This window comes from Aeromonas sp. FDAARGOS 1414 (genome assembly GCF_019047065.1).
GTDB classification, from domain to species: Bacteria; Pseudomonadota; Gammaproteobacteria; order Enterobacterales; family Aeromonadaceae; genus Aeromonas; species Aeromonas veronii_A.
The window spans coordinates 267858-293167 of sequence record NZ_CP077210.1 but is presented as its reverse complement, the minus strand read 5'-3'; the positions used below and the strand labels follow the sequence as shown (position 1 = coordinate 293167).

Annotated in this window: 21 protein-coding genes; 10 read left to right on the top strand and 11 right to left on the bottom strand. The window is 57.7% G+C overall.

The annotated features are described in order from the left end of the window. Genes I6L44_RS01375 through tapM form a run of 4 tightly spaced genes read right to left on the bottom strand, consistent with a single transcriptional unit; the run spans nt 1 to nt 2754 of the window. On the bottom strand, nt 1-534 hold the full coding sequence (locus I6L44_RS01375; RefSeq protein ID WP_216953060.1) for a pilus assembly protein PilP: 534 nt from the start codon (nt 532-534) through the stop codon (nt 1-3). Continuing rightward, the gene (gene tapO / locus I6L44_RS01370; RefSeq protein ID WP_216953059.1) at nt 531-1130 is read right to left on the bottom strand and encodes a PilO family type IV pilus biogenesis protein TapO; all 600 of its coding nucleotides are present in this window, start codon (nt 1128-1130) and stop codon (nt 531-533) included. The genes I6L44_RS01375 and tapO overlap by 4 nt, the downstream gene beginning before the upstream one ends. Then, nucleotides 1127-1705: a PilN family type IV pilus biogenesis protein TapN gene (gene tapN, locus I6L44_RS01365; protein ID WP_216953058.1), complete on the bottom strand. Its 579-nt coding sequence runs from the start codon at nt 1703-1705 to the stop codon at nt 1127-1129. Before tapN ends, tapO begins: the two co-directional genes overlap by 4 nt. After that, nucleotides 1693-2754: a PilM family type IVa pilus assembly protein TapM gene (gene tapM / locus I6L44_RS01360; protein WP_302055918.1), complete on the bottom strand. Its 1062-nt coding sequence runs from the start codon at nt 2752-2754 to the stop codon at nt 1693-1695. Before tapM ends, tapN begins: the two co-directional genes overlap by 13 nt. Nucleotides 2755-3053: 299 nt before the next feature. Between tapM and I6L44_RS01355 the strand changes: the two genes are divergently transcribed. Further along, nucleotides 3054-5525: a penicillin-binding protein 1A gene (locus tag I6L44_RS01355; RefSeq protein ID WP_216953056.1), complete on the top strand. Its 2472-nt coding sequence runs from the start codon at nt 3054-3056 to the stop codon at nt 5523-5525. Between the two features lie 49 nt (nt 5526-5574). Here I6L44_RS01355 and oxyR read toward each other — a convergent pair whose 3' ends face one another. From oxyR to I6L44_RS01335, 4 genes are all read right to left on the bottom strand, one after another. Continuing rightward, complete coding sequence (gene oxyR, locus I6L44_RS01350; protein ID WP_216953055.1) at nt 5575-6474, bottom strand: DNA-binding transcriptional regulator OxyR; 900 nt, start codon at nt 6472-6474, stop codon at nt 5575-5577. 156 nt (nt 6475-6630) lie between these two features. Further along, a complete protein-coding gene (locus I6L44_RS01345) occupies nt 6631-8271 on the bottom strand; it encodes a methyl-accepting chemotaxis protein (protein WP_216953054.1) in 1641 nt (546 codons plus the stop codon). 171 nt (nt 8272-8442) lie between these two features. Beyond that, nucleotides 8443-9087 (bottom strand): DsbA family protein, encoded by a 645-nt coding sequence (locus I6L44_RS01340; protein ID WP_216953053.1) that lies wholly within the window; start codon nt 9085-9087, stop codon nt 8443-8445. 73 nt (nt 9088-9160) lie between these two features. Continuing rightward, nucleotides 9161-10021, bottom strand: coding sequence for a Vmh family MBL fold metallo-hydrolase (locus I6L44_RS01335; RefSeq protein ID WP_026035063.1), 861 nt, complete (start codon nt 10019-10021; stop codon nt 9161-9163). A gap of 126 nt (nt 10022-10147) precedes the next feature. Between I6L44_RS01335 and I6L44_RS01330 the strand changes: the two genes are divergently transcribed. After that, nucleotides 10148-11047 carry a LysR family transcriptional regulator gene (locus I6L44_RS01330; RefSeq protein WP_005362277.1) on the top strand — a complete coding sequence of 300 codons (900 nt, stop codon included), beginning with the start codon at nt 10148-10150 and terminating at the stop codon, nt 11045-11047. Nucleotides 11048-11115: 68 nt separating this feature from the next. On the opposite strand, the gene I6L44_RS01325 is transcribed toward I6L44_RS01330, so the two are convergent. Beyond that, nucleotides 11116-11895 carry a BPSS1780 family membrane protein gene (locus I6L44_RS01325; RefSeq protein ID WP_216953052.1) on the bottom strand — a complete coding sequence of 260 codons (780 nt, stop codon included), beginning with the start codon at nt 11893-11895 and terminating at the stop codon, nt 11116-11118. Between the two features lie 303 nt (nt 11896-12198). Between I6L44_RS01325 and I6L44_RS01320 the strand changes: the two genes are divergently transcribed. Continuing rightward, on the top strand, nt 12199-13020 hold the full coding sequence (locus I6L44_RS01320; RefSeq protein WP_216953051.1) for a peptidoglycan DD-metalloendopeptidase family protein: 822 nt from the start codon (nt 12199-12201) through the stop codon (nt 13018-13020). A gap of 88 nt (nt 13021-13108) precedes the next feature. On the opposite strand, the gene I6L44_RS01315 is transcribed toward I6L44_RS01320, so the two are convergent. Further along, the gene (locus I6L44_RS01315) at nt 13109-14446 is read right to left on the bottom strand and encodes an MATE family efflux transporter (RefSeq protein WP_216953050.1); all 1338 of its coding nucleotides are present in this window, start codon (nt 14444-14446) and stop codon (nt 13109-13111) included. A gap of 155 nt (nt 14447-14601) precedes the next feature. On the opposite strand from I6L44_RS01315, the gene mscM reads away from it, so the two are divergent. The 7 genes from mscM (at nt 14602) to frdD (ending at nt 24424) form a co-directional block, all read left to right on the top strand. Next, nucleotides 14602-17883, top strand: coding sequence for a miniconductance mechanosensitive channel MscM (gene mscM, locus I6L44_RS01310; protein WP_216953049.1), 3282 nt, complete (start codon nt 14602-14604; stop codon nt 17881-17883). Between the two features lie 24 nt (nt 17884-17907). Then, nucleotides 17908-18585, top strand: a complete 678-nt coding sequence (locus tag I6L44_RS01305; RefSeq protein WP_216953048.1) for a glycerophosphodiester phosphodiesterase family protein — start codon at nt 17908-17910, stop codon at nt 18583-18585. A gap of 158 nt (nt 18586-18743) precedes the next feature. Continuing rightward, nucleotides 18744-20621, top strand: a complete 1878-nt coding sequence (locus I6L44_RS01300; protein WP_216953047.1) for a methyl-accepting chemotaxis protein — start codon at nt 18744-18746, stop codon at nt 20619-20621. A 509-nt stretch (nt 20622-21130) separates the two neighbouring features. Then, nucleotides 21131-22915: a fumarate reductase (quinol) flavoprotein subunit gene (gene frdA / locus I6L44_RS01295; RefSeq protein ID WP_047437968.1), complete on the top strand. Its 1785-nt coding sequence runs from the start codon at nt 21131-21133 to the stop codon at nt 22913-22915. Further along, a complete protein-coding gene (locus I6L44_RS01290) occupies nt 22908-23642 on the top strand; it encodes a succinate dehydrogenase/fumarate reductase iron-sulfur subunit (RefSeq protein WP_005335057.1) in 735 nt (244 codons plus the stop codon). The genes frdA and I6L44_RS01290 overlap by 8 nt, the downstream gene beginning before the upstream one ends. A gap of 16 nt (nt 23643-23658) precedes the next feature. Further along, nucleotides 23659-24057, top strand: a complete 399-nt coding sequence (locus tag I6L44_RS01285) for a hypothetical protein (RefSeq protein WP_005335058.1) — start codon at nt 23659-23661, stop codon at nt 24055-24057. A gap of 10 nt (nt 24058-24067) precedes the next feature. Continuing rightward, the gene (gene frdD / locus I6L44_RS01280) at nt 24068-24424 is read left to right on the top strand and encodes a fumarate reductase subunit FrdD (RefSeq protein ID WP_005335059.1); all 357 of its coding nucleotides are present in this window, start codon (nt 24068-24070) and stop codon (nt 24422-24424) included. Nucleotides 24425-24547: 123 nt separating this feature from the next. Here frdD and I6L44_RS01275 read toward each other — a convergent pair whose 3' ends face one another. After that, complete coding sequence (locus I6L44_RS01275; RefSeq protein WP_216954313.1) at nt 24548-25297, bottom strand: ABC transporter substrate-binding protein; 750 nt, start codon at nt 25295-25297, stop codon at nt 24548-24550. Nucleotides 25298-25310 lie beyond the last annotated feature (13 nt).

Genomic DNA, 25310 nt, shown 5'->3' with positions numbered 1-25310 from the left:
TTATTGTTTTTCTTGCATATTGGCCATCGCCAACTGGGTTTCTCTTGTTACCCAGCACCCCTTCCCGTCCGGAATGGTTTCCAGTAAATCCACTGCCGTAGGAGTAATCTTGATGACTCTACCCTGATCGAGCCCCATATACTGGTTGAGCCCGACCCGTATTGATTTTCCATCAGGTGTGCTGATCAGGGCCCACAACTGCCCGGCCTTTCCCAAGGAGCCGTGCATTGACAAGCTGGCGAGAGAGTAGTTTTCCAATACCTCTTTTTCTCTGTCCATCATAACCTGTGCGCAATCAGGCTTCACCTGGGCACTATTCGCGCGCCCGACACTTGCTTCTGGTTGCGGCATCATGAAGGGACTACGCAGATCGCGTTGTTGATAGTGCATGGGGGAAAACGGCTTCAACTGGGGTAAGGGTTCAATAGGTACAGGGGGTCTTGCCTTTGTTTCGGCAATATAGGAATCCATCTCCTCCTGACCACCACAGGCCGTCAGCAAGAGGGCAGGTAACAACCAGCAGATGCGTCTCATTGTTTCTGCTCCACTGTTTTACCGTTGTACTTGTAGGTTTTGGCCAGCATCGACATAGCAATCAGGTCTCCCTCATCCTTGCTCTGACTCAAGGTAAAGGAGTCGAGTATGACGATACGAGGCAGGGCTGCCATATCTGCCGTAAACTTGCCGATCTGATGATAATTACCTACTACCTCGATCCGCATGGGCAATTCGGTAGAAAACTCGTGCTTGACCTCCGGTTCCCAGTTGATGCGATTGAGTTTCAAGCCATTATCGGTGGCAATAAAACTGATATCGTCCAGCAAACCGGCGACCTCATGGGTATTGGGCAGCTGCTTGAGCTGGGTATCGACCAGTTGCTCGAGCTGGATCATTTGTGCCTTGTAGGCGCCCAAATTGGCTGCCAGCATCGCCTTGCTTTCAAACTGGCCTTTCAGCTCCGTCTCTCTGGCGCTCTCTTTGGTCAGATTGCCTAAGGAATTGGCAATCACGTAGTAATAAATAGCGCCACCAGTCAACACACAGCACAGCAGGATAAAGACAGCTTTCGCCCATTTTGGCCAGCTCGCGATGTCATTCAGATCAAGCTCGTTGAGTTGCTGAAGGTTCATTTGCTCTCCTTGGCCATATCCCCGGCAGCAGCGGTATTATTGGCAATCAGGAACATCATCGAGAATTGACTCAACGATACCGGCGCGACCTCCGCTGCAAAAATGGTGCTTATTTTCGACTGTCCCAGCCAGCCGGAACCATCGATTCGACGCATCATGCTGGCCACTCGACCATAAGCTTCTGTCTTGCCGTTGACATCGATAATATTGTTCTGCAACGAGAGGGTATTGAGGTAAACCCCATTGGGTACCAGAGAGGGCAACTGGTTGAAAAGACGAACGGGCACATTTCGACGCATTTGAAGATGTTCGATGAGTTGCATCCGATCGATCAGCTCCTTGCGACGTTCTTTAAGCAGGCGGATTTCTCCCAGTTGTGCATCCAGGATGGTCATCTCCTGAACCAGACGCTGATTACGCTGCTGCTGGGCGGCAATCTGACGCTCGACCAGCCAGTTGGCAAAGAGGCTCAGTGCGACAGTGACCAACACGAAAAGCCCGAGCAGGGCACCAAACTGTTTCTTTTGCCGCTGAGCACGAGCCTCGCGCCAGGGGAGAAGGTTTATATTTGACATGGTGTAAAACTCCTCAGAGCCAACCCGAATGCCGTCATATATTTAGCGCCATGTACCAGATCAACCTCTCCTTTCGGTTTGCCAAACAGGGCGAACAAATCCGGATGAAACACCTCGCAATTGGCTTCCTCTTTTACCTGTACCAACAAGCCAGGTAGCAAGCTGCCTCCCCCGGTCAACACCAGTTTGGCTATATCACGATAACCTGACGAGCTGCAAAACAGCTGGATATTGCGCCGCACCTGTTGCAACAGCGAGTTGATATGTGGCATCAACACGTCCAACTCATGGTCAACAGGCAAGGTGCCTTTGGTCTTGGCTTGCTCAGCTTCATCGAGGGTCATGCCATAAAAAGAGGAGAGCGCCTGGCTATATTGATCACCGCCGAAATTCTGCAAGCGCGAGTAGATCACCTCTCCCTTGACCAAGGCTGCGAAGGTCATGGCACTGGCGCCAATGTCGATCACCCCGATCGGTCGCTCACTCTCCTGCAACTCGGGCAAACAGGCCACAACGGCCCGCCCCAAGGCATGGGCTCCCACATCCACTACCTTGACGGCAATGCCAGCCTCAGCGAGAGCGCTGACCCGGCCATTGACGCTCTCAGTACGGGCTGCGCTCAACAGGACATCCTGACGATCTTCACTGGCGCTGGTGTCCAGCACCTCAAAATCGAGGCTGACTTCATCGAGGGGAAAGGGAATTATCTGTTCGGCCTCCAGCTGCACCTGACTCTCCAGCTCCTTGTCACCAAGGCGAGCATCAATCTGGATGACCTTGGTGATCACATTGGAACCAGTCACCGCTGTCGCGGCATAATCGCTGTGGCCAGAGATAAGGCGCTTGAGGGTTTTCAAAGATGGGCTGACCCGCTCGATATCCTGTAGCTGGTAATCAACCAGCGTACCTTTCGGGGTGGCGACCTCGGCAACAGATTCAATATGCAGCTTGCCGGGACGACCAGTGAGGGTAACGGCCTTGATGGTCTGGCTACCGAAATCAATGCCCACCAGGGGGAGGAGGGATCCCTTATTAAATAGCCCAAACATATACACATCCATGCGTTATTGGGTTTTATACCTGAATTGAGTGTAGGACACTCTAATCAGATGAGAGCTTGATCCATCCTAAATGCTCTAACTATCAATGTCATAAAGTTTATACCGAAAAGTGACCCACCTCGCTTTCTTGAGATAAAGGGAGGCACCTTGGTTATTGCTCACTGTAGTGCTAACCTCTCGCATCCTGTCGATGGGTGACTTGCCACAGGAAAACCTCGAATTCCAGATGGCAAAAGGGCTATACTCTGCGCCCGTTGGCTAAATTTAAGACGATTGGTAGTTCTTCCATGCTGAAATGGCTCGTTCGCCTGTTTATTGTCATGATGCTGGGTGCTGTGCTGGGTGTTGCCAGCCTCATCGGTATCTACTTCTATATCAAACCCCAACTGCCCGATGTCACCGCACTGCGTGATGTCAAACTGGCAACCCCGATGAGGGTCTACAGCCGAGATGGGGAATTGATCGCCCAATATGGCGAAATCCGTCGCATTCCGTTGCGCTTGGATGAAATCCCCCAACCAATGATCGATGCCGTACTGGCAACCGAAGATGCCCGCTTCTACGAGCACCCCGGCATTGACCCCATCGGCATCATTCGCGCCGCCTCCGTCTGGGCCGTATCAGGTCATGCCCGTCAGGGTGCCAGCACCATTACCCAGCAGGTTGCACGCAACTTCTTCCTGAGCAATGAGAAAACCATCATCCGCAAGATAAAGGAGGTCTTCCTGGCCTGGCGGATCGAGCAGAATCTCTCAAAAGACGAGATCCTCGAACTGTACCTCAACAAGATCCCTCTCGGTTATCGCTCCTTCGGGATCGGTGCTGCGGCTCAGGTTTATTTTGGTAAAGAGGTCAAGGATCTGGGGCTGGACGAGATCGCCATCATTGCCGGTCTGCCCAAAGCCCCCTCCATGCTCAACCCCATCCGATCCCCCGAGCGCGCCTTTGCGCGCCGCAACGTTGTGCTTGGTCGGATGCTGGAGACCGGCAAGATCACCCAGGCCCAGTTTGACGAAGCGTCCAAAATGCCGATCAAGGCCCGTTTTCACGGCGCCGAAGTGACCCTGCACGCTCCCTATCTGGGTGAAATGGTACGCCAGAAGATGGTAGAGCAGTTTGGTGAAGATGCCTACACCATGGGCCTGCACGTCTACACTACCGTCTCTGCCGAACGCCAAAGGGCCGCCAGACAGGCTCTGCTGGATGGCGTCTTTGCCTACGATATGCGTCACGGCTATCGTGGCCCGACGGCCCAGTTGTGGAAGGCAGGCGAAACAGCTTGGGATTACGAGCAGATCGTGGCCCACCTTGGCAAGCAACCCACTTATGATCCGCTGATGGCGGCAGTCGTGACCAAGCTCGGTGACCGTAGCGCCACACTGGTACTTAAAAATGGCAAGGAAGCAGAGCTGGGCTGGAACGGCATTAAATGGGCTCGCTCCTTTATTACCGACGACCGCCAAAGCTATGCCCCGAAATCGGCACGCGATGTACTGAAAGTCGGCGCCCAGATCTGGGTGCGGGAAGAGGGCGAAGAATTGCTGCTGGCCCAAATCCCGGACGTCAACGCCGCGCTGGTTGCCATGAACCCGAAAAATGGCGCGCTGGAAGCAGTAGTTGGCGGCTTCAGCTTCGAACTATCCAAATTCAACCGGGTCGATCAGGCGCGTCGCCAGATCGGTTCAAATATCAAACCTTTCCTCTATGCGACCGCGCTGGAGCACGGCTATACCCTGGCGTCGCTCATCAACGATGCGCCAATCAACCAGTGGGATCCGTCAAAAGGGCCCATGTGGCAGCCCAAGAACTCCCCGGCCGTTTATGATGGCCCCACCCCGCTGCGTCTGGGTTTGGCCAAGTCCAAGAACGTGATGTCGGTTCGACTGATGCGCGCCATCGGTCTGGATACCTATATCGACGGTCTGACACGCTTTGGCTTCCCCCGCGACTTCATCTCGCCCCATGAGTCACTGGCGCTGGGCGCAGCCGAATTTACCCCCCTCGAGGTGGTGCGTGGTTACTCGGTACTGGCCAACGGTGGCTTCCTGGTGACCCCATACTTCATCGACAAAGTCACCGACAGCCTGGAGAACACCCTCTATCAGGCCAATCCTGCCATTGCCTGCAACAATTGCGAACAGCAGACGGCGTCCGAGCAGAGCACACTGCCGGAGCCAACTGTTGATGGCGCAGCACAAGATGGCACGCAGACCCCTCTCGCGCCAACCATCGCCCCGCATACCATCAGTGCCCAGAGCGCGTTCCTGATCACCGACACCTTGAGCACAGCCATCTGGGGTGGCAACGGCTGGCGTGGTACCGGCTGGCGTGCAGCCCGTGACCTGAAACGTCACGATATCTCCGGCAAAACCGGTACCACCAACGAATCGCGGGATGCCTGGTTCTCCGGCTATACCCCGGACATCGTAGCTACTTCCTGGATCGGTTTTGACAACCACCAGCGTGGCCTTGGCCGTGCCGAGTTTGGTGGTGGCGCTGCACAGCCTATCTGGATCGACTTCATGAAAGTCGCCCTCAAAAAGCTGCCGGAGCACAAGATGCCGGTTCCCGAAGGGATCATGACGGTGAAGATTGACAGCGAAACCGGACTGCTGGCGACCAGTGGCGGAACCGACGAATACTTCAAGGAAGGGACCGAGCCGACCCGTTACGCCGCGCCCAGTTCGGACGGCAATCAGGTCTATGGTGGTGACAACCCCGATGTGGAAGGGCCTGTCTCAACCGACGATATCTTCTAAGCTGCTCTCGCGGCAGAAGCAAAACCGGCAGCCTTGGCTGCCGGTTTTTTTATTGGGCCAACTGCTTGCTCATCAGCGTGGCAATCGAGGCGGCCAGCTCGTTGAAACAGGGGCGACGTACCGAGTAGTGGCGATAGAGCAGCGAGATGGTACGACCCGGCACAGGGTCAACCACAGGACGATAGCTCACACCTCCCTCATCATGATCGGCGGGTACGGCCAGCTTTGGCACCAGGGTCATGCCGCTACCGGCGGCCACCATGTTGCGCAGCGTCTCGAGACTGGTCCCCTTGAAGCGTTGATCCTCACCTATCCCGCCGGCGAAACAGAATCCCATCGCCTGCTCCCGCAAACAGTGGCCATCGGCCAGCATCAGCAATTTCTTGCCCTTGAGATTGCCGAGTGGCACCTGTCTGGCCTGTGCTTCGGGGTGATGGCAAGGCACAGCCAACCACATCGGCTCGTGGTAGAGCTGGATTGAACCAAACCCCTCCATCCCCGGCATCTCGGCCAGAATGACGCAATCCAGCTCCCCCTCTTCCAGCCGTTTGAGCAGGGTTTGGGTCTGCTCCTCATAGAGATAGAACTCCAGCTGGGGAAAATGCTCACGCAGGGTCTGGATAATGCGGGGCAACAGGTAGGGGCCCACGGTCGGAATAAAACCGATATGGATCTCCCCGGACATCGGCTCGGAGAAGTGCTGACCGATGCTCTTGAGCTCGCGCACCTCCTTGAGCACCCGACGAGCCTGATGGGCCATGGCATCGCCAGCCGGGGTAAACAGCACCTTGCGCGAGGTACGTTCGATCAAAATGACCCCGAGTTCATCCTCCAGCTTGCGCAGCTGGCCGCTCAGGGTGGGTTGACTGACAAAGCAGCGTTCAGCGGCTTTGCGAAAATGTTTTTCCTCATCCAGCGCCACCAGATATTCGAGATCGCGAAGATTCATACAGCAAGAGTCCTGCCTGGAAAATGGGCCATCAGCATGCACAATATCGTCCGGCGGGACAAGTCATCCACTTGCAGTGAGCCTCTCTGGCTGCCCCTCCAAAACAGAAAAGCCCGATCACCTCGCGGTAATCGGGCTGTTTGACTCGCCGATGGATTACACCCTGAAACGGCGCACCATATCCTGCAGTTGGGTAGCCAGGTGGTTCAACTCGTTGCACGCCTGAGCCATCTGGGTGGCACCGGCGGCCACCTCTTCGGAAGCATGACTGATATTGACCACGTTACGGTTGAGCTCCTCGCTCACCGCGCCCTGCTCTTCGGTGGCCGTTGCAATCTGGATGTTCATGTGGGAGATGCTGCTGACCGAGCCACTGATCTGGGAGATAGACTCGCCCGCTTCCCGCGCGGTAGCTACCGTGGTGTTCATCAGCTCCTGACTCTGTTGCATGGTACTGCCCGCCTGTTCGGCACGCTGCTGCAACTCGGCAATGATGGTATTGATCTGGGAGGTGGAGTCCTGGGTTCGTTTGGCCAGAGTACGCACCTCATCAGCCACCACCGCAAAACCCCGTCCCTGCTCACCGGCCCGGGCCGCTTCAATGGCCGCGTTCAATGCCAGCAGGTTGGTCTGTTCGGCAATGCCGCGGATCACCTCCAGCACCATGCCGATATTGCGGCTATCATCGCCCAGTTGGCGGATCACCACTGCAGTGCTCTCGATGGCCCCCGCCACCCGCTCGATGCGCAAAATAGAGTCATTAACAGTCTTGGCCCCAATCTCTGCTGTTTCGCTGGCCGAGGTGGCGGCACTGGCGGCATCGCTGGTGTTGCGAGAAACCTCCTGAACCGTAGCCTGCATCTCGTTCATCGCGGTTGCCAGCTGATTAAGTTCATGCTGCTGGGCACTCATGTTGGCCGCTGACTGCCTTGCTACCGAGCTCATCTCTTCGGTGGCCGAACTCAGTTGCACCACTGAGCCCGAGACTTCACTGACCAGGGTACGCAAATTGGTCTGCATCTCGCCAAACCCTTTGGCAAGAGTCCCCAGTTCATCATTGTTGAACTGTTGCATATCGATGCGGGAGGTAAGATCACCGGAGGAGACACGGCGGGTCTGCTCCAGCAGGGCCATCACCGGATTGCGGATCTGGGCGGTCAACAGCCAGGCAATCACCACCACAAAAGCCAGCGTCACCAGGCTGACAATAATGCTCATGGTTCTGGCATTGCTATACATGGCCGCAATGTCTTTCACCATCTCATCGGCAATCTCGTTATTGATCTCCCGCAAACGATAAGACTTGGCACCAACCTCTTCCAATGCGGCACGAGTCTCGTTTTTGCGCAGACTTCTGACTTTATCCAGATCGCCAGCAGCAAAGGCATTTAACAGCTGGTCATGTACCGAAAAATACTTGGCCCCCGCCGCAACCACCTGCTCATAAACCTGCTTCTCTTCACCAGTAGTGAAAGGTAAAGCACCATATTTTTGGGCTGCTTGCTCAAATTCCTGCTTGGCCTTATTGAAGGTCAGGGTGCGATCGCTTACCTCTTGCTCATCCTTGTTCAGGCCACCGATGACCTGGGCCAACTCTGAACGACGCGCATCCAGCACGGCAACATGCATCTGGCTCGCCAGACGAGTAGAAGGCAGTAAATTACCCGTGATGGTTTCGGTATCACCATAGAGCTTTGCCAGCTGGCTGATTGAAAACCAGGCCAAGCCCAGTACCAACAAGGCCAGGATGGCAAATCCGGCACTCAGTTTCTGGCCGATGGACATGTTTTTGAACATATAAGGGCTTCCTTGAAATGAGTCTTCACTCCCGCAACATCCACCGGGAATGGTCATATAGAGCATAGCCTGCACCCGGAAAACAGAAGGATTTCATACCGTTTCTGTGATTGTTTGCCTATCGGCCCTGGACACCTTTCCTGAAGCGGTCTCGTGTTCAAATAACAGCCATCATGTCATTAGAGCCAGCAGATGCGTGCTCAGAGCATCCGGCTCCCCCAGAAAATCGGCAACCCGTACAGGCGTGACCCGCCCCTTGTGCATCAGCCCAAGGGTGGGATAACCCTGACCACCCAGCCGTTTCATCCAGCCCTGGCTATCTGCCAGATGTTGCAGCAATGGGGCCTGCAGATAGGCTTGCTGGAACGCGTCTTCACTGACCCCCTGCTCTGCCGCCAGCGTGGCGAGAAATGCCGGCTCACCAATCCAGATCCCGTCCCGATAGTGGGATTGCTGGATCCGGTGCAACATAGCCAACCCATCCCCCCCCAAGGCCGTGACGGCCAAAACCGCACGGATCGGCGGCTCGGAGTCCAGCAGACACCCTTCGCGCAGCAGCAGTTCGTTAAAGTAGCGCTCGCCAAAATGCTGGCCGGTCAGCGCCTCGATCCGCTGATCATGGGGGCGCACATAATCACGCAATGCCTCGCCCATAGGCTGACGGCGACTACCCAGCCAGAGACCGCCCGCATGCAGCTCGATCTTGAGCCCAGCAATGGTGGCTGCCGCCTGCAACAGGGGGGCGGCACCGTAGCACCAGCCACAGAGCGGGTCATAGACATAATGGAGGGTGGTTTGTTGTTCGCTCATCTTCATTCTCACTTCAATCTCGGATAAAAAACCGGGCCCTTAGGCCCGGTAAAAACACAGGGAAAGCAGGCTCAGTGGCTTACCACTTCATCTCGCCGGTATTGACCTTGGCACCGATGGCCAGACCATCGTCAACCGGCAGTGCCGGATAGGCTTTCTTCAGAGCCTCAATCAGCTCACCGGAGTTTTTCGCCTTGGCCAGCTCCTGTTCGAAACGCTCTACATAGTCACGGGTAAAGGTCACAGCAGCAGTGCCTTTGGGAGCAGTGCCCAGGAAGTGGCCCGGTACCACACGCTCGGGTTTCAGGGCCAGCAGGTTATCCAGCGCCTTGACCCAGTTGCTGCGAGCCGCTTTGGTCTGGCTGTCGGCCATCCAGACATGCACCCCGTGGTAGACCGGCACACCACCAAAAGCAGTCTTGATGGAAGGGGCCCAGAGGTAGGCATTCGGGGTATTCATCTCTTTGATTTCAATCTTCTCGCCATCCAGCGTCAGGTGGCTGGCGGTCATCACTTGCGGCACGGTCAGGCTCTTCGGTGCACCCTTGCCGAGGATCGGGCTCCAGTAGCTCAGCTTGGCATCCTTGGTCTTGTTGATATGGTCAACCACATGCTGGTCGGCCAGCACTTTGACATCCGGGAACGCCGCCATGACCGGCTCCAGACCGAAGTAGAAGTCGGGGTCACCGGCACTGATATAGACAGTGGTCAGCTTCTTGCCGCTCTTCTTGATCATGTCGACCAGCGCCTGACCATTTTGTACGTCGAACTGGGCATCGATCAGGATGGCCTCTTTGTCACCGGTCACCAGTGAGGAGGAGACCGGGAAGATCGCCTTCTCGCCAGGGTTATAGACGGTCACGCTCAGGGGGGCTGCCAGTGCGGCGCCACTCAGCAGGGTGGTCGCCAGAGTCAGGTTGCGGATCAGGGTGTTGTTCATCATCTATTCCTCATTAAGTATTCGGGGGTTCATTTGATGGACAGAGTGTATTGGATCACATAAGGTGCAAATACAGCATAAAAAGCACATCACTGTTGCACTTATCGAACATATAGAGAGCCATACATGGATCGACTGACCGCATTGCGGGTCTTCGTCAGCGTAGTCGAACAGGGGAGCCTGAGCGGCGCCGGAGAGAAACTGGATATGTCGCGCGCCATGGTGTCACGCTATCTGGCCGAGCTGGAGAGCTGGATGGGCGCTCGCCTGCTGCACCGCACCACCCGTCGTCTGAGCCTGACCGGGCCGGGAGAGGAAGCGCTGAACCGGGCCCGCGCCATGCTGGCCCTCGGCGAAGAGATGGAGCAGATCGCCGTGAAGGGAGATGACGCCCCCAAGGGACAACTGCGGATCACCAGCAGCTACTCCCTGTCAGAAGCGCTGCTGGTCGGGGCTGCCAACGACTATCTGGCGCAATACCCGGGGACGGCCATCGACATTCTGCTGCTCGACAGAACCGTCAATCTGGTAGAGGAGCGGATCGATCTGGCGGTGCGCATCACCAACGACCTCGACCCCAATCTGGTGGCGCGCCGTCTCGGCACCTGCCACTCGGTAGTCTGTGCCAGCCCGGCCTATCTGGCCCGTCATCCGATGCCACACAAGGTGCAGGATTTGGCGCTGCACAACTGCCTCACCTACACCTACTTCGGCAAGAGCCTGTGGGAGTTTAATGGACCGGACGGTCCCGAGTCAGTGCCGGTCAGCGGTAACCTGAGCGCCAATATCTCCAACCTGCTGCTGGAAGCAACGCTGGAAGGCGCAGGGATCAGCCTGCAGCCACGCTACTCGGCCCAACCCTATCTGGAGCGCGGAGAACTGGTGCCCCTGCTGACCGACTGGCAGCCCAAGCGCCTCGGGGTCTACGGGGTGTATGCCACCCGCAAACAGATGTCGCCACTGCTGCGCAGCTTCCTCGATTTTCTGCTAGCCCGCATGGCGGCGGATCCCATCTGGCAGGAGTAAGCACACCTCAAACCCGACCATGAAGAGAAGGGGCCGCTGCGTGCCCCTTCTTCATTCCGATCCCTTGATCAGGCTTCAAATCCGAATGGTTCTGAGTGAGGCGCTTCCTGCTGCGCACTCTCGTCCAGGAAAATATCCCGATAAGCCACATAGATGGAGTAGTTGAGCGCCGGGATCACCACCAGCAGACCCACCAGCAGCAGCGCAGCGCCAAACAGCAGCAACATGGCTGAGAGCAGCCCCCACCAGAAGAAGGGAAAAATATTGCGCCAGCAGCCGAAGAAGCTCAGCCGTACCGCCTGAATGATGCCGATATCGTGGTGGTAGATCAGCGCCGGAGCAAAGGTGACCCCCATCAGCACGGGAATGATGAGCAGCATACCCACCAGCAACACCAGCAGCAGTTGTTGCAACTGGCTGGCAGAGACCACCATGCTCTCGGGATCCTGCGTCAGCAGCGGGAGCAGTCCCCACATAGAGAGCAGACCGAGACAGATGAGGCCAACCAGGCTGAACAGCAGCAACACCAGCAGACCGCCTAGCATCAGCGGGGTCAGCTTGTGGCGAAAACCGGCGAAGAGATCGGCAAACTGCAGCGGCTCCCCCCGATAACCCCGAGCGGCGACCGCCACCCAACCCGCGCCCCACACCATGTAGAGCAGCTGGGAGATAAGGCCACCCGCCGGCAGTTGCTCCAGCAGCATGCCCACCATAAACCAGACCAGCACCATGGCTACGCTGATCCCCATCCCCTTGTTGAAGATATCGAACCCGCTGCGAACCCAGAGCCAGCCACGACCTGTCGTGTACCGGGCCGGTGTGGTGCGCAAAGGGGGTAATCCGTTCATATCGTCTCCTCGGAGTGTCGGTGGCATCAGTGCCGGAAGCCGATTCTAGAGCCAGGGCGGGGGCGACTCAATGGCGAAGCGGCCCGACCACGACATAAAACCTGACGCAGCTATGCACAAAAGGGGCGTCAGCCACGCCCCGCCTCTGGCTGCCCCGACCATAACGAGGCACAATCTGCCCCCTTCCCCTGCCGCGCCTGTCGTGGCCAGCGTGCCGTGATCATCCTTTAGTGATCGACGAATGCCGGACAGGGGGGTTGTCATCCCGCCATCCCGGGCGCTTTAACATCGAGTGGTATCGTCATGAGAGTTGTTTGTTGTCTGTTGTTGTTACTGGCCAGCCAGTCAGCCCTGGCCGAGGGTTTTATCAGTCGCCTGCTCAACCATCCGGTGCCGGGTGGCGTTGCGGTGATCCCTCTTGGCGCCTCTGCCACTGCCCCCACGGCCCGCTATCACGACAAACCCGTGCTGGTGGTGCGCGAAGACAACCAGTGGATCGCCATCGTCGGCATCTCTCTGAAAAGCACGCCCGGCGCCCAGCAACTGACCACAGGTGATGGCCGTACTCTCGGCTTCACCGTGACCCCCAAGCACTACCGCGAGCAGCACATCAAGCTCAAGAACAGCCGTCAGGTCAATCCGCTCGCCGAGGATATGACACGTATCAACCGCGAGCTGGCGGAGCAGACCCGGGCTTACCAGACCTTCAGCCCCAACCAGCCGAGCAACCTGATGTTCGACAAGCCGGTCAACGGCCCCCTCTCCAGCCCGTTTGGCCTGCGTCGCTTCTTCAATGGCGAGGAGCGCAATCCCCACTCCGGCCTCGACTTCGCTGTCGGCGCCGGCACCCCGATCAAGTCCCCCGCCGCAGGCAAGGTGATCCTGATCGGCAACTACTTCTTCAATGGCAATACCGTCTTTGTCGACCACGGTCAGGGGCTCATCAGCATGTTCTGCCACATGTCGAAGGTAGATGTGAAGCTCGGCCAGAGCCTGCCGCGTGGCGGCATCGTCGGGCGAGTCGGTTCGACCGGCCGCGCTACCGGCCCCCATATGCACTGGAACGTCAGCCTCAACGATACCCGGGTCGATCCCGCCATCTTTATCGGCGCCTTCAAGCCCTGAATCGGCAGAGCCCGTTAACAAAACATCCTCTAACAAAACAGGCAGCCCATGGCTGCCTGTCTGCTATCTGCACGTCGAACCCGATTACCTATCCGGCCAGCGCGTGGGCGCCGGACTCCCGACGCATCGCCCGCCACATTACCAGCACCAGCAGCGAGCTGCACGTTGGCAATGCCAGCCAGACGCCGAGCACGCCCCACAGGGTCGAGAATCCCCACAAGAAACCGCCGATCAGCACCAGCTTGCCACCGGTGAGCAGGGAGGCGATGCGGGCCCGATTGATGGCCTGGAAGTAAGTGGCCCCCACCAGCAGCAAGCCCTCCATCGGCAGCCCCCAGAAGTAGAGCCAGATCCCGAGGCTCGCCACCGGCAGCAAGGTGGCGTTGTCGCCAGCAAACAGATAGACCGCCACCTCCGGCCACAGATAGAGCGGGATCATCGCGGATAGGGCGATCCCCAACGTCACTCCGAGTGCCAGATTGCGGATCCGCAACACCCGCCGCCAGTGACCTGCGCCCGCGTTAAAGCTGGCGATGGGCTGGATACCCATGGCGATCCCCTCAAACACCAGATAGAAGAAGGCCTCGGTGTAACTGATCACCCCGTAGGCCGCCACATGCAGCGAAGTACCCACCGCCAGCAACGCCTTGTTGTGCAGTGCCAGCACCACAGAGAGATAGAGGTACATCAGAAAACTGGAGATCCCGAGGCGCACCGTTTCGCCCATCAGCCGCAGATCGGGGCGCAGGGTGTCCCAGCTTATCCGCAGCTGGCTGCGCGGCGTGAAGAAGTGCCACAGGCAGGCAAGGCCCGTCACTGCCTGGGAGAGCATGGTGGCCGTCGCCACCCCGGCCAGTCCGAACGGAAACACCACCATCAGCAGATAGTCGAGCAGCACGTTGAGCAGGCCCCCGACCACCATGATGAGGGTGACAAATCCGGGGCGGCCATCGTTGCGCAGCAGCGAGCTGAACGCCATCGACAGCACCGCAAAGAAGCCAAGCCATGCGTAGGCCTGCAGGTAGGAGAGCCCGGCGGTGAAGATCTCCCCCTCCGCCCCCATCCAGGCCAGCATGGGCTCGCCATAACGGATCCCGATAAAACTGAGCAGTGCCGAGGCCAGCAACACCATCACCAGCGCATTGCCGACGATATGGCGGGCTTTGGCCGGGTTGCCCTGCCCCAGATAGAAGGAGACCAGCGATGAGGCCCCCATACCGATCAGCGCCCCCACCGCATAGAGCACGGCGCAGATGGGATAAGCCAGCATCAAACCGGCCATGCCATCCTGACCCAGCACATGGCCAACGAAGATGCCATCGATGGTGACATAGATGCCGGTGATCAGCATGGCCGCCACGGTCGGGGTTACGTAACGCCAGAAAAGGCGAGATAGCGGGGCTGTGCCCAGATCAACAGCTGACATATTCGACTCGGTGGAGAGAAAGCGGCCGGGATCATAGCGAAACGGCAGCACGACTTCCTGTTATTTGTGTTATGAATCATTAATATAGACTGCTTTACCCGCCTCCCTGCCCTGTTTTAGGCTAGGGCCACCTCTTCTGAACGGAAACGAGCCTCATGTTGCAACGCCTGCTCACCCTCTTGCTGCTCTCCCTTATCTTGTTGTCGCCAGCCGTGCGCGCCGATGATGCCATTGCCCAGGCCGAATCCCTGTTGCAGAGCGTGCCCAAGAGCGATACCCCGGAAAACCAGAAGCTGCGGGAGAGCTACCAGCAGGCGCTGCAATTTGCCAGAGAGGCCGAGCGCTACCGGGAGCAGAGCAAAGCCTATCAGCAGATCCTCATCGATTACCCCAAGGAGTCGGCGCGCCTCAAGGAGAGCCTGCACAACTATCAGCCCGCAGCTCGCCCGCAGCTGGCGAGCCTCAAGGAGGAGGCGCTGCGCCAGGCCATAGGTCTGAGCAGCAACCGTCAGCTCAACCTGCGCAAGGAGCGGCAGGGGGTGATGGATAGCCTCAACCAGCTGGAGAGCACCGGGCAGGAGTATCACCTGCGGGTGGACGATCTGCGCAAACAGCTGCAACTGACCCGCAGCCAGCTGGAGCGACTGAGCTTCAGCAGCGAATCGGATCGCCAGCAGGAGGCACAGCTGCTGCTGACCAGAATGAAGGAGCAGAGCCTCTCCGACCGGATCCAGATGCTGGAGCTGGAGCAACTCTCGGCCCAGCAGCGCAACGATCTCGGCAAGCTGAAACTGCAGGAGCTCAATCTGGCTATCGCCGACGAGGATGAGTGGCAAGCCAGCCTGCTTACCCAGCAGAACCAGCTGCGTAGGGAGAAGACCGAGCAGGCGCTGGAGGAGAGCGAACGGCTGCGCAAACAGCTCACCACCGACATGCCGCTGCTGCTGGAGCAGCAACAGCAGAATCAGGCGCTCTCCATCCAGCTCGGCACGCTGGAGGATCAGATTGAGCGGGTGCAGGACGAACAGCGCAGTGTCGACAAGAATCTGTTTGAACTGAATGAGCTGGTCAACTCGGTACGCGAACAGCTGGAGTGGCTGCAGATCAGTAATGCCTACGGCGAGAACCTGCGCAGCAAACTCTCCGATCTGCCTCCTCAGTTCCCCCTCGACAAGCTGGAGTCCGCCATCGTCAGCGCCCGCATGGCCAAGTACCAGTACGAGAGCGAGCAGGATGGGCTCAAGGATACCCGCCAGCTGCGCGACAAGCTGATGGCCGAAGAGGAGGTGACGCTCGATCGGCCGCAGCAAGCGGTGCTCGACAACCTGCTCAAGGCCCGGCGCCAGCTGCTGACCCGGCTCAACGACGCCTCAGACACCCTCATTCAGGAGCAGACCCGCCTCAAACTGCTCTACAGCCGTCAGAACAGCAAGATCGACGAGATCCGCGAAATAAGCGCCAGCCACCTGTTCTGGATGCCGGATGTGCGCCCCTTTACCCCACAGGTGATGCTCGGTATTCCTGCCGCGCTGACACTGGCCTTCAACCCGGACAACTGGTTGCAACTGCCCTATGCCATCGCCGAGAACAGCCCGCTGAGCCTCACTCTGGCCGGTATTGGTCTGCTGGTGCTGGCCTGGAGCTGGTTCAAGTTGGCCCGTCACCTGAGCCTCTATTGCGACCATATTGCGCCGCGGATCGGCAAGGTAACTCAGGACAAATTCAGCCTCACCAGCCGCTTGCTGCTGCGCTCCCTGCTTGCCGCCCTCCCCTTGCCCGCCATGGTGCTGATGGTGCGCGGCCTGCTCGAAGGGGCCTGGCAATACCCGTTTGCGGTGGCTGTGGCGCGCGGCCTTGGCGAGATCTGGTTTCTGCTGCTGGCGTTGGTGATGGCCCGCCATCTGACACTGGAGCGGGGGATTTTGATCCACCACTTCCGCTGGCCCCGGGAACAGGTGCAAAAGGTATGGGGGCAGTTTCGCACCCTGCTGCTGGTGCTGATCCCGAGTTTCTTTGTGCAGGGGATGGCCAACAGCTATCAGGAGCACGCCTTCTACGACTCCCTCGGCCGGATGGCCTTCATGATCGGTGCACTCTGGCTGCTGCTCTTCTTTGCCCGTCTCAACCGGGAGCGATTGCCGCTCACCTGGGGCCAGACCGATATGACCAAGCCCCATCTGCTGCACCACTTCATCTGGAACAGCCTGATGCTGGCGCCGCTGCTGGCGGTGATCGGCGCCCTGTTTGGCTACTTCTATACCTCGCGCACCCTGCTGCGCCAGCTGGAGCTTAGCCTGCTGATGGGGCTGGGTTGCCTGCTGGTCTACTATCTGGCCAGACGCTGGATGCTGATCCAGCGCCGCCGCCTCGCCTTCGAGCGTGCCAAGAGCAAGCGGGCCGAGATCCTGGCCCAGCGCGGCCGGGAAGAGGGGCATGACGAGCTCAGCTCCGAGACCCCGGACGTGGTGGAAGAGACTGAGCTGGATCTCGATACCATCAGCGCCCAGTCGCTGGGACTGGTGCGCACCCTGCTGATGCTGGGATTCACCATGCTGGTGGTGGTGCAATGGTCGGATCTCAACTCCGCCTTCAGTTTCCTCAGCAATATCGAGGTGTGGCAGGTGAGCAGCAAGATTGGCGGCATCGAGCAGCTCTCGGCCATCACCTTGCAGGATCTGATGCTGACCGCCTTCGTTTTCATTCTGACCGTGGTGACTGCCCGCAACCTGCCAGGACTGATGGAGCTGACCCTGCTGCAACACCTCAGCCTCTCCCCGGGTACCGGCTTTGCCCTCACGACCACCAGCAAGTATCTGGTGATCCTGATCGGCGCCCTCACCGGCTTCTCCATGCTCGGCATCGACTGGTCGAAGACCCAGTGGCTGGTCGCCGCCCTCTCGGTGGGGTTGGGTTTCGGTCTACAGGAGATCTTCGCCAACTTTGTCTCCGGCCTCATCATTCTGTTTGAGAAGCCGATCCGGCTCGGTGACACCGTCACCATCCGCGATCTCACCGGCACCGTCACCAAGATCAAGACCCGGGCCACCACCATAGTGGATTGGGATCGCAAGGAGATCATCGTGCCCAACAAGGCCTTCATCACCGAGCAGTTCATCAACTGGTCGCTCTCCGATGCCATCACCCGGGTCAAACTGCGGATCCGGATCGGCCTGACCCGGGATCCGAAACTGGTGCAGCGCATTCTGGAAGAGTCCATCCAGGCATCGACCCTGGTATTGGAGACGCCGACGCCCGAGGTCTTCCTGATCGAATTCACCGACTCGGCACTGATCTACGAGATCCGCCTCTACGTCAACAACATGGATCACCGGATGCCCATCACTCACGAGGTTCACTCGCTGGTGCTGGAGAAGATGCAGCAGCAGGGACTTACCCTGCCCCATCAACAGATCGACATTCACCTGAGCCGCGGCTGATCCGCGAGGTAAAAGGAGCAGAACATGCAGATTATTGCCCATCGTGGCGCCAGCGGTCTGGCACCGGAGAACACCCTCAAGGCGATGGCAAAAGCACTGACGCTGGGAGTCAGTGCCATCGAACTGGATGTACAGGCAGCAGATGACGAGTTATGGGTATTTCACGATCGGAGGCTGGAGCGTTGTACCAACGGCAAGGGGGTGCTGACTGAACAATCACGAGCCTATCTGGAGCAACTCGATGCCGGTGAGGGAGAGGTGATCCCGACCCTGTGGCAAGTGATGGAGATTATCGCCGGACGCTGCGAGCTGCATATCGAGCTCAAGGGTGCCGATACCGCTAACGCAGTGGCATCCCTGACCCGAAGGGCAGAGGCCGAGCTTGGTTTTACCCCAGAGCAGTGGGTGGTTTCGTCCTTCCATCACCCGGAGCTGGCCCGATTTGCCGCCTTGCGGCCCGATATCCGCCTCGGCGCCCTGACCGCCAATCTGCCACTCAACCTGGCGCTGTTTGCTGATGAGCTGGGGGCCTGGTCACTTAACTGCGACGTGGATTTTGTCGACCGGATACTGGTGGAAGATGCACATCAACGCGGATTAAGGGTTCTAGTTTATACCGTTGATTATCATGAAGATTATGAAAAACTAGCCAGCATGGGGGTCGATGGAATCTTCACCAATCGTCCAGATCGTTTCCTGTAGCCACCTGACAAGGATACACATATGGATAAGCTCTGATTTAGGCACTAACTTTAAATAGCTGATCGGGATACAAAGAGTTCAACTTCAGCCGATAAGAACAGGCACATAACAATAACCAGTTTCCACACACTCAGACTGACGCTCACAAGGATGTAACTATGAACTTATCCATTAAAAACAAGCTGGTCCTGGCTATCGGGGTCATCATTCTGGTGATCACCGGGATACAGGTCTGGTACAACACCTCGCAACTGCGCAGCGAGACCCAGCGACTGGTCTGGAACATCATCGACGAAAGCTCCATGGCCAACGTCAAGGGGATCTCCCGCTGGGTCGACTCCCGGATCAGCATGGTCAGCACCACCAAGGAAGCATTCGCCAAAGAAGACGAACCCATCAGTCATCTGGCCCAGTCCATGAATGCCGGTGGCTTCGACCTGGTCTATGCCGGTACCGCAGACGGCAAGATGATCCAGAGCAAACCAACCGATTTGCCCGCCGGTTATGACCCACGTCAACGCCCCTGGTACAAGGACGCGGCCGCCGCAGGCAAGCTGGTCATCACAGCCCCCTATGCCGACATCTCCACTGGCCAGCTGATTGTCACCATTGCCGAGCCGTTCCAGCGTGGCAACACCCAGGGGGTCATCGCCGGTGACGTCTCCATCAGCTCACTGATCTCGGACATTCTTGCGGTCACCACCGAGGGCACCTACGCCATGCTGGTGGACAGCAATGGCACCATCATCGCGCACCCCGATGCCTCCCTGAGCCTGAAACCCGCCACTGCGTTAGCCCCTGAGTTGACCGCATCTTACATCAACCAGATAGCTCATGACGGTACGATCAACGAGCTGGTGATCAGCGGCAAGAAAGAGGTCTTTGACTTTAACGCCATCCCCAATACTAACTGGTATTACGGCATGATGGTTGATGAGGATACCGCCTACCAGTCGGTACGCAACATGGTCACCTCTTCCCTCATTCAGGGGCTTATCACCATACTGATCGTGGCAGGCTTCTCCTATGTCGCCATCAACGGCTCGCTGGCCCCTTTGAAAACCCTGGGCGAAGCGATTGCCGATCTCTCCCGTGGCAACGGCGATCTGACCCGCCGGATCAAGATTGAACGTGAGGATGAAGTAGGCGCGGTTGCCAAACACGTCAACACCTTCATCGAGCGGATCCATGTGATGGTGCAGGATATCTCCAACTCCTCCGGCCAACTCAATCAGCAGGCCAAGTCCTCCCACAGCATGGCGGAAAAGGCCAATCAGGGGCTGGCACGCCAGCAAAACGAGATCTCCCAGATCGCCACTGCGGTACACGAGATGTCGGCCACCGCGGTCGAGGTCGCCAGCAACGCCGAGCAGACCGCCGAAGCGGCCCGCAGCTCCTCCAGCAGCTGCGAGCATGGCAAGCAGGTGATTGCCCGCAACCAGCGCTCCATCACCGATCTGGCCACCCAGGTGGAACAGGCCTCCAACATCATTCAGGAACTGGAAAAAAACGCTCAGGAGATCAACACCATCCTCTCCACCATTCAGGGCATCGCCGAGCAGACCAACCTGCTGGCACTCAACGCCGCCATCGAAGCGGCACGTGCCGGTGAACAGGGTCGCGGCTTTGCGGTGGTTGCCGACGAGGTGCGCGTCCTGTCACAGCGTACCCACAGCTCCACCGTCGAGATCCGCAATATGATCGAAACCCTGCAACGCAATACCCAGGGGGCGGTCAGCACCATGCACGAAGGCCAGCTGCTGGCCCAGAACAGCGTGGATGACGCCAACAACGCCACCCATGCGCTGGAGCAGATCACCACCTCGATCAACCAGATCTCCGACATGGCGACCCAGATCTCCAGCGCGGCTGAAGAGCAGCGGGCCGTCACCGATGAGGTAAGCCGCAACATTCAGGCGGTGAAAGATGTCTCGGACGAACTGGCAGTGGATGCAGACAGCTCACGCCATCTCTCTGAACAACTTAAAAATATTTCGGGTGAACTGAGCAATCAGGTCGGTATGTTCCGCATTTGAGGATGAGCAAAAGGGGCCGTACAGGCCCCTTTTATTTTTCTAAATAGCGCTTAATTTTCAGTGAGTAATCTCACATTACCCGCCAAATACCCCGCCTTGAAATCCTTGTAATTCGTCTGGAATTATCAGATCACCGCCGTGGTCACCGCAGCATTTCGGATTACCTATTTCTATCCGAATAGATAAATGCCAATAATTCTCATTAAAAAATTACAATAAAAAACTTAAAATTTTTTTCGCGAGTACCTAAAAAGAGAGGTGATTCGCATTTTATTGAAAGAAAACTACGTACAATCCAGAAGTTAAAGTGCTCGTAGCTAGGTGTTCAACTGCTCAGTAACACCAAAAAATGACGATAATAACGACATTTTCATCCAGGGATTTGGGTGTTTTATAGAAAAATAACCAATAAAAAGGGAATAAAACCTAGCAGTTTGACTTGCATCAAGCCTGAATTTTTTTCATAGAGCAAAATCGTGCCCAGCAAATCTATCCCTAAGGAGGCAGATGTGGATATTATCAAGACCGATGTGGCCATCATCGGTGCTGGCGGTACCGGCTTACGCGCCGCTATCGCTATAGCCGAATCACAGCCAGACCTGGACATCGCCCTGATTTCCAAGGTTTACCCGATGCGCAGCCACACGGTTGCTGCCGAAGGCGGCGCCGCCGGTGTCGTCCGTGATGACGACTCCCTCGAAAACCACTTCAACGACACCGTCTCCGGTGGTGACTGGCTGTGCGAGCAGGACGTAGTGGAATACTTCGTCAACAACGCGACCAAAGAGATGATCCAGCTGGAGCACTGGGGTTGCCCCTGGAGCCGCAAGCCGGATGGTAAAGCCAACGTGCGTCCGTTTGGTGGCATGAAGGTTCCGCGTACCTGGTTCGCCGCAGACAAGTCCGGTTTCCATATTCTGCACACCCTGTTCCAGACCTCCGTCAAATACCCGAGCATCAAGCGCTTCGACGAGCATTTCTGCCTTGATCTGATCGTGGACGACGGCCGTGTCCAGGGCGTACTGACCTTCGACATCCAGAACGGTATCACCCGCTTCATCCAGGCCAAATCCGTGATCGTGGCAACCGGCGGTGCTGGCCGTGTCTATCGCTACAACACCAACGGTGGCATCGTCACCGGCGACGGCATGGCACTCGCCTACCGTCACGGCGTACCGCTGCGTGATATGGAATTCGTCCAGTATCACCCGACCGGTCTGCCGGGCACCGGCATCCTGATGACCGAAGGTTGTCGTGGTGAGGGTGGCGTCCTGCTGAACAAGGATGGCTACCGCTACCTGCAAGACTACGGCTTGGGCCCGGAAACCCCGATCGGCCAGCCGAAGAGCAAATACATGGAGCTGGGTCCGCGCGACCGTGTTTCCCAGGCATTCTGGCAAGAGCAGCAGAAAGGTCGCGTCATTCAGGGCCCGATGGGCGATGTGGTTCACCTCGACCTGCGTCACCTTGGCGAGAAATACCTGAAAGAGCGTCTGCCGTTCATCTGCGAACTGGCCAAAGCCTACGTCAACGTGGATCCGGCCAAAGAGCCTATCCCGGTACGTCCGACTGCCCACTACACCATGGGTGGTATCGAGACTGACAACAAGTGTGCCACCCGTCTGCCCGGCCTCTACGCCGCGGGCGAATGTGCCTCCGTCGGTCTGCACGGTGCCAACCGTCTGGGTTCCAACTCCCTGTCCGAGATCGTGGTATTCGGCAAGCTGGCCGGTGAGCAGGCAGGTGAATTTGCCAAGACTCAGAAGCATGGCAATACCGAAGCGCTGGCCGCCAAGGCCGAGGCGCTCATCAAGCAGCACCTCTCCCTGATGGACATAGACGGTACCGAAAACCCGGCCGATATCCGCAACGAGCTGGGCATGTCCATGGAAGCCGGTGTCGGTATCTACCGTACCGAAGAGCTGATGCAGGGCACCATCGACAAGATCAACGAGCTGAAAGCCCGTTACAAGAAGGTCAAGATCAACGACAAGTCCTCTGTCTTCAACACCGATCTGCTGTACGCCATCGAACTGGGCTACATGCTGGACGTGGCTGAAGCCATGGCGCACTCCGCCATCAATCGTAAAGAGTCCCGCGGTTCCCACCAGCGTCTGGATGGTTACGAAGAGCGCGATGACGTGAACTTCCTCAAGCACACGCTCTCGTTCTACAAAAATGGCGAAACGCCCTCCATCGATTACTCCGATGTGAAGATCACTAAGTCCCAGCCGGCAAAACGCGTGTACGGCTCCGAGGGTGAGAAACAAGACGAGGCTAAGAAGAATGGCTGAGATGATTGAAATTGAGATCCTGCGCTACCGTCCGGAACAGGATAACGAGCCCTGGATGCAAACCTTCCAGGTGCCATACCAGAGAGAGATGTCTCTGCTGGATGCTCTGCAGTACATCAAGGATCACCTGGACTCAACCCTGAGCTTCCGCTGGTCCTGCCGGATGGCGATCTGCGGCTCCTGCGGCATGATGGTCAACGGCGTGCCCAAGCTGGGTTGCAAGGCGTTCCTGCGCGACTATCTGCCGGGCAAGATGACCGTCGAGCCGCTCAACAACTTCCCGATCGAGCGCGATCTGGTGGTCGACATGTCCGACTTCATCGAGAAGCTGGAGAGCATCAAGCCGTACATCATCCCGAGCGAGCCGCGCAGCCTGTGTGATGGCGAGTACATCCAGACGCCGGCCCAGATGGCGCAGTACAAGCAGTTCTCCCAGTGCATCAACTGTGGTCTCTGCTACGCGGCCTGCCCGCAGTACGGCATCAACAAGAAGTTCACCGGTCCGGCGGCACTGGCTCTGGCCTATCGCTACAACGTCGACAACCGTGATGCCGGCGCCAAAGAGCGTATGCGCATCATCAGCCAGGACGAAGGCGTCTGGGGCTGTACCTTCGTGGGCTACTGCTCCGAAGTGTGCCCGAAGGGCGTCGATCCGGCAGCGGCCATCCAGCTTGGCAAGGTCGAAAGCGCCAAGGACTACATGATCGCCATGTTCAAGCCAGATTGAGAGCAGGATTGAGACCATGAACAACACTGATAGCAAACGTAAACCTTACGTCCGCGAAATGAAGAAAGACTGGTGGCTGAAGAACGCCTTCTACACCGGTTACATGATCCGTGAAGGCACCAGTATCTTCGTCTCCATCTACGCCGTTGTGCTGATGTGGGGCCTGATGCGCCTGGTTCAGGGTCAGGAAGCGTTCAACGGCTGGCTGGAATCCCTGCAAAGCCCGATCGCCATCCTGTTCCATGTCGTCGCTCTGGCGGCGTGCCTGTTCCATGCCAAAACCTGGTTCGCCCTGGCGCCGAAAGCCATGCGTATCTTCCGTGGTGAAGACTTGGTACCGGAGAAGCCGATCGTTCTCGCCCAGTATGTGGCGCTGGCGGTGGTGTCCCTGCTTGTCCTGATCATCGTGGCCTGAGGAGAAAACAATGAGACGTTCTGACGAACCAATTTACTGGGGTCTGTTTGGTGCGGGTGGCATGGTCGTTGCCATGCTGCTGCCGGTCATTGTCCTCATCACCGGTCTGCTGGTGCCCATGGGCATCATGGACGTGGAAACCATGAGCTATGACCGCGTGCACGCGTTCGCCAGCTCCTGGTGGGGTGCCTGCATCCTGCTGGTGATCATCGCCCTGCCAGTCTGGCACGGTATGCACCGTATCTACCACGGTCTGCACGATCTGGGGATCCACACCACCAAGCTGCACCACTATGTGTTCTATGGCTTTGCCTTCCTGGTATCTGCCATTAGCGTCGGCTTGCTGATGGTGCTGGTACTCCAGTAATCACATCTGACTGATAGACCAAACCGGGCACTCTGCCCGGTTTTTTTATCCTCCTGAACAGCTGAAAAGGGCCAGCAAGATTGCTCAGGCTGGCCCTTTTCAGCTGCATTTCCTGATGAGCACCTACTCCATCGGCGGCAAGAAACGGCGCATCACCTCGTCGGCATGCCCTCCTTCCTGAAACGCCACCAGAGCCTGATTGAGGTTATTCACCAGCTCGTGAGCGCGGGGGGAGCCCTTGCTGACCAGCAGGTAAAACTGCTTTCGGCTGGGCAAGACGAGGTTGAGCAATCCACTCTCGCTCTGGTAAATCCCGAGACTGATGCCACTCACCAGTGGTTCAATTTCGCTTGGCAGAAAATCGCAGCGATCCCGCTCCAGCATATCGAGCGCCTGCTGTAACTGCCTCACCCTGCGTGGCTCCTGTGCCAAACCGTAGGGGGTGTAATTATAGCCAATCACCCCGCACACACGTGAGCGATTGACCATCTGTAAATCTGGTGCGTCGGGGAAGCGACGCTTGAGATAGAAAAAGCCGAGGCGGGTGTAATAGAGAGGAACGCTGTAGAAAGCAAACTCGGCCCGCTCCGGTTTGTAACTGGCATCCCAGGTCAACTCGCACAGACCATTCTGGCGATAGTCTGCCAGCTCCTGCTGGACCCGCGCCCAGGGAAGATAGCGGATCTGATATGACAATCCGCTCTTTTCCAATGCATCGAGCACGAGTGTGGTCGCCGAACCGGTCAGGCGGCTGGTATCGGGCACACCGTCCTTGCGCTCCCAGTAGGTAAAGGGGGCCCACTCGTTGCCCTCCCCCAGACAGATCTTCACTGGTGGCTCTTGCCCCCATAGCGCGGGGGACAAAATGGCCATCGCCAATCCCGCC

What these genes read in the sequence shown, in the direction of transcription:
- I6L44_RS01335 (WP_026035063.1), bottom strand. Translation starts at nt 10,021, where the DNA reads ATGAACAACACCCTGATCCGCAACCTGACTCTGGCGACCACCCTGCTG.
- I6L44_RS01275 (WP_216954313.1), bottom strand. Translation starts at nt 25,297, where the DNA reads ATGGCCATTTTGTCCCCCGCGCTATGGGGGCAAGAGCCACCAGTGAAG.
- mscM (WP_216953049.1), top strand. Translation starts at nt 14,602, where the DNA reads ATGTTGCAACGCCTGCTCACCCTCTTGCTGCTCTCCCTTATCTTGTTG.
- tapN (WP_216953058.1), bottom strand. Translation starts at nt 1,705, where the DNA reads ATGTCAAATATAAACCTTCTCCCCTGGCGCGAGGCTCGTGCTCAGCGG.
- I6L44_RS01315 (WP_216953050.1), bottom strand. Translation starts at nt 14,446, where the DNA reads ATGTCAGCTGTTGATCTGGGCACAGCCCCGCTATCTCGCCTTTTCTGG.
- tapO (WP_216953059.1), bottom strand. Translation starts at nt 1,130, where the DNA reads ATGAACCTTCAGCAACTCAACGAGCTTGATCTGAATGACATCGCGAGC.
- I6L44_RS01325 (WP_216953052.1), bottom strand. Translation starts at nt 11,895, where the DNA reads ATGAACGGATTACCCCCTTTGCGCACCACACCGGCCCGGTACACGACA.
- I6L44_RS01340 (WP_216953053.1), bottom strand. Translation starts at nt 9,087, where the DNA reads ATGAAGATGAGCGAACAACAAACCACCCTCCATTATGTCTATGACCCG.
- I6L44_RS01355 (WP_216953056.1), top strand. Translation starts at nt 3,054, where the DNA reads ATGCTGAAATGGCTCGTTCGCCTGTTTATTGTCATGATGCTGGGTGCT.
- I6L44_RS01330 (WP_005362277.1), top strand. Translation starts at nt 10,148, where the DNA reads ATGGATCGACTGACCGCATTGCGGGTCTTCGTCAGCGTAGTCGAACAG.
- frdD (WP_005335059.1), top strand. Translation starts at nt 24,068, where the DNA reads ATGAGACGTTCTGACGAACCAATTTACTGGGGTCTGTTTGGTGCGGGT.
- I6L44_RS01305 (WP_216953048.1), top strand. Translation starts at nt 17,908, where the DNA reads ATGCAGATTATTGCCCATCGTGGCGCCAGCGGTCTGGCACCGGAGAAC.
- I6L44_RS01320 (WP_216953051.1), top strand. Translation starts at nt 12,199, where the DNA reads ATGAGAGTTGTTTGTTGTCTGTTGTTGTTACTGGCCAGCCAGTCAGCC.
- I6L44_RS01290 (WP_005335057.1), top strand. Translation starts at nt 22,908, where the DNA reads ATGGCTGAGATGATTGAAATTGAGATCCTGCGCTACCGTCCGGAACAG.
- I6L44_RS01375 (WP_216953060.1), bottom strand. Translation starts at nt 534, where the DNA reads ATGAGACGCATCTGCTGGTTGTTACCTGCCCTCTTGCTGACGGCCTGT.
- I6L44_RS01285 (WP_005335058.1), top strand. Translation starts at nt 23,659, where the DNA reads ATGAACAACACTGATAGCAAACGTAAACCTTACGTCCGCGAAATGAAG.
- I6L44_RS01300 (WP_216953047.1), top strand. Translation starts at nt 18,744, where the DNA reads ATGAACTTATCCATTAAAAACAAGCTGGTCCTGGCTATCGGGGTCATC.
- I6L44_RS01345 (WP_216953054.1), bottom strand. Translation starts at nt 8,271, where the DNA reads ATGTTCAAAAACATGTCCATCGGCCAGAAACTGAGTGCCGGATTTGCC.
- oxyR (WP_216953055.1), bottom strand. Translation starts at nt 6,474, where the DNA reads ATGAATCTTCGCGATCTCGAATATCTGGTGGCGCTGGATGAGGAAAAA.
- tapM (WP_302055918.1), bottom strand. Translation starts at nt 2,754, where the DNA reads ATGTTTGGGCTATTTAATAAGGGATCCCTCCTCCCCCTGGTGGGCATT.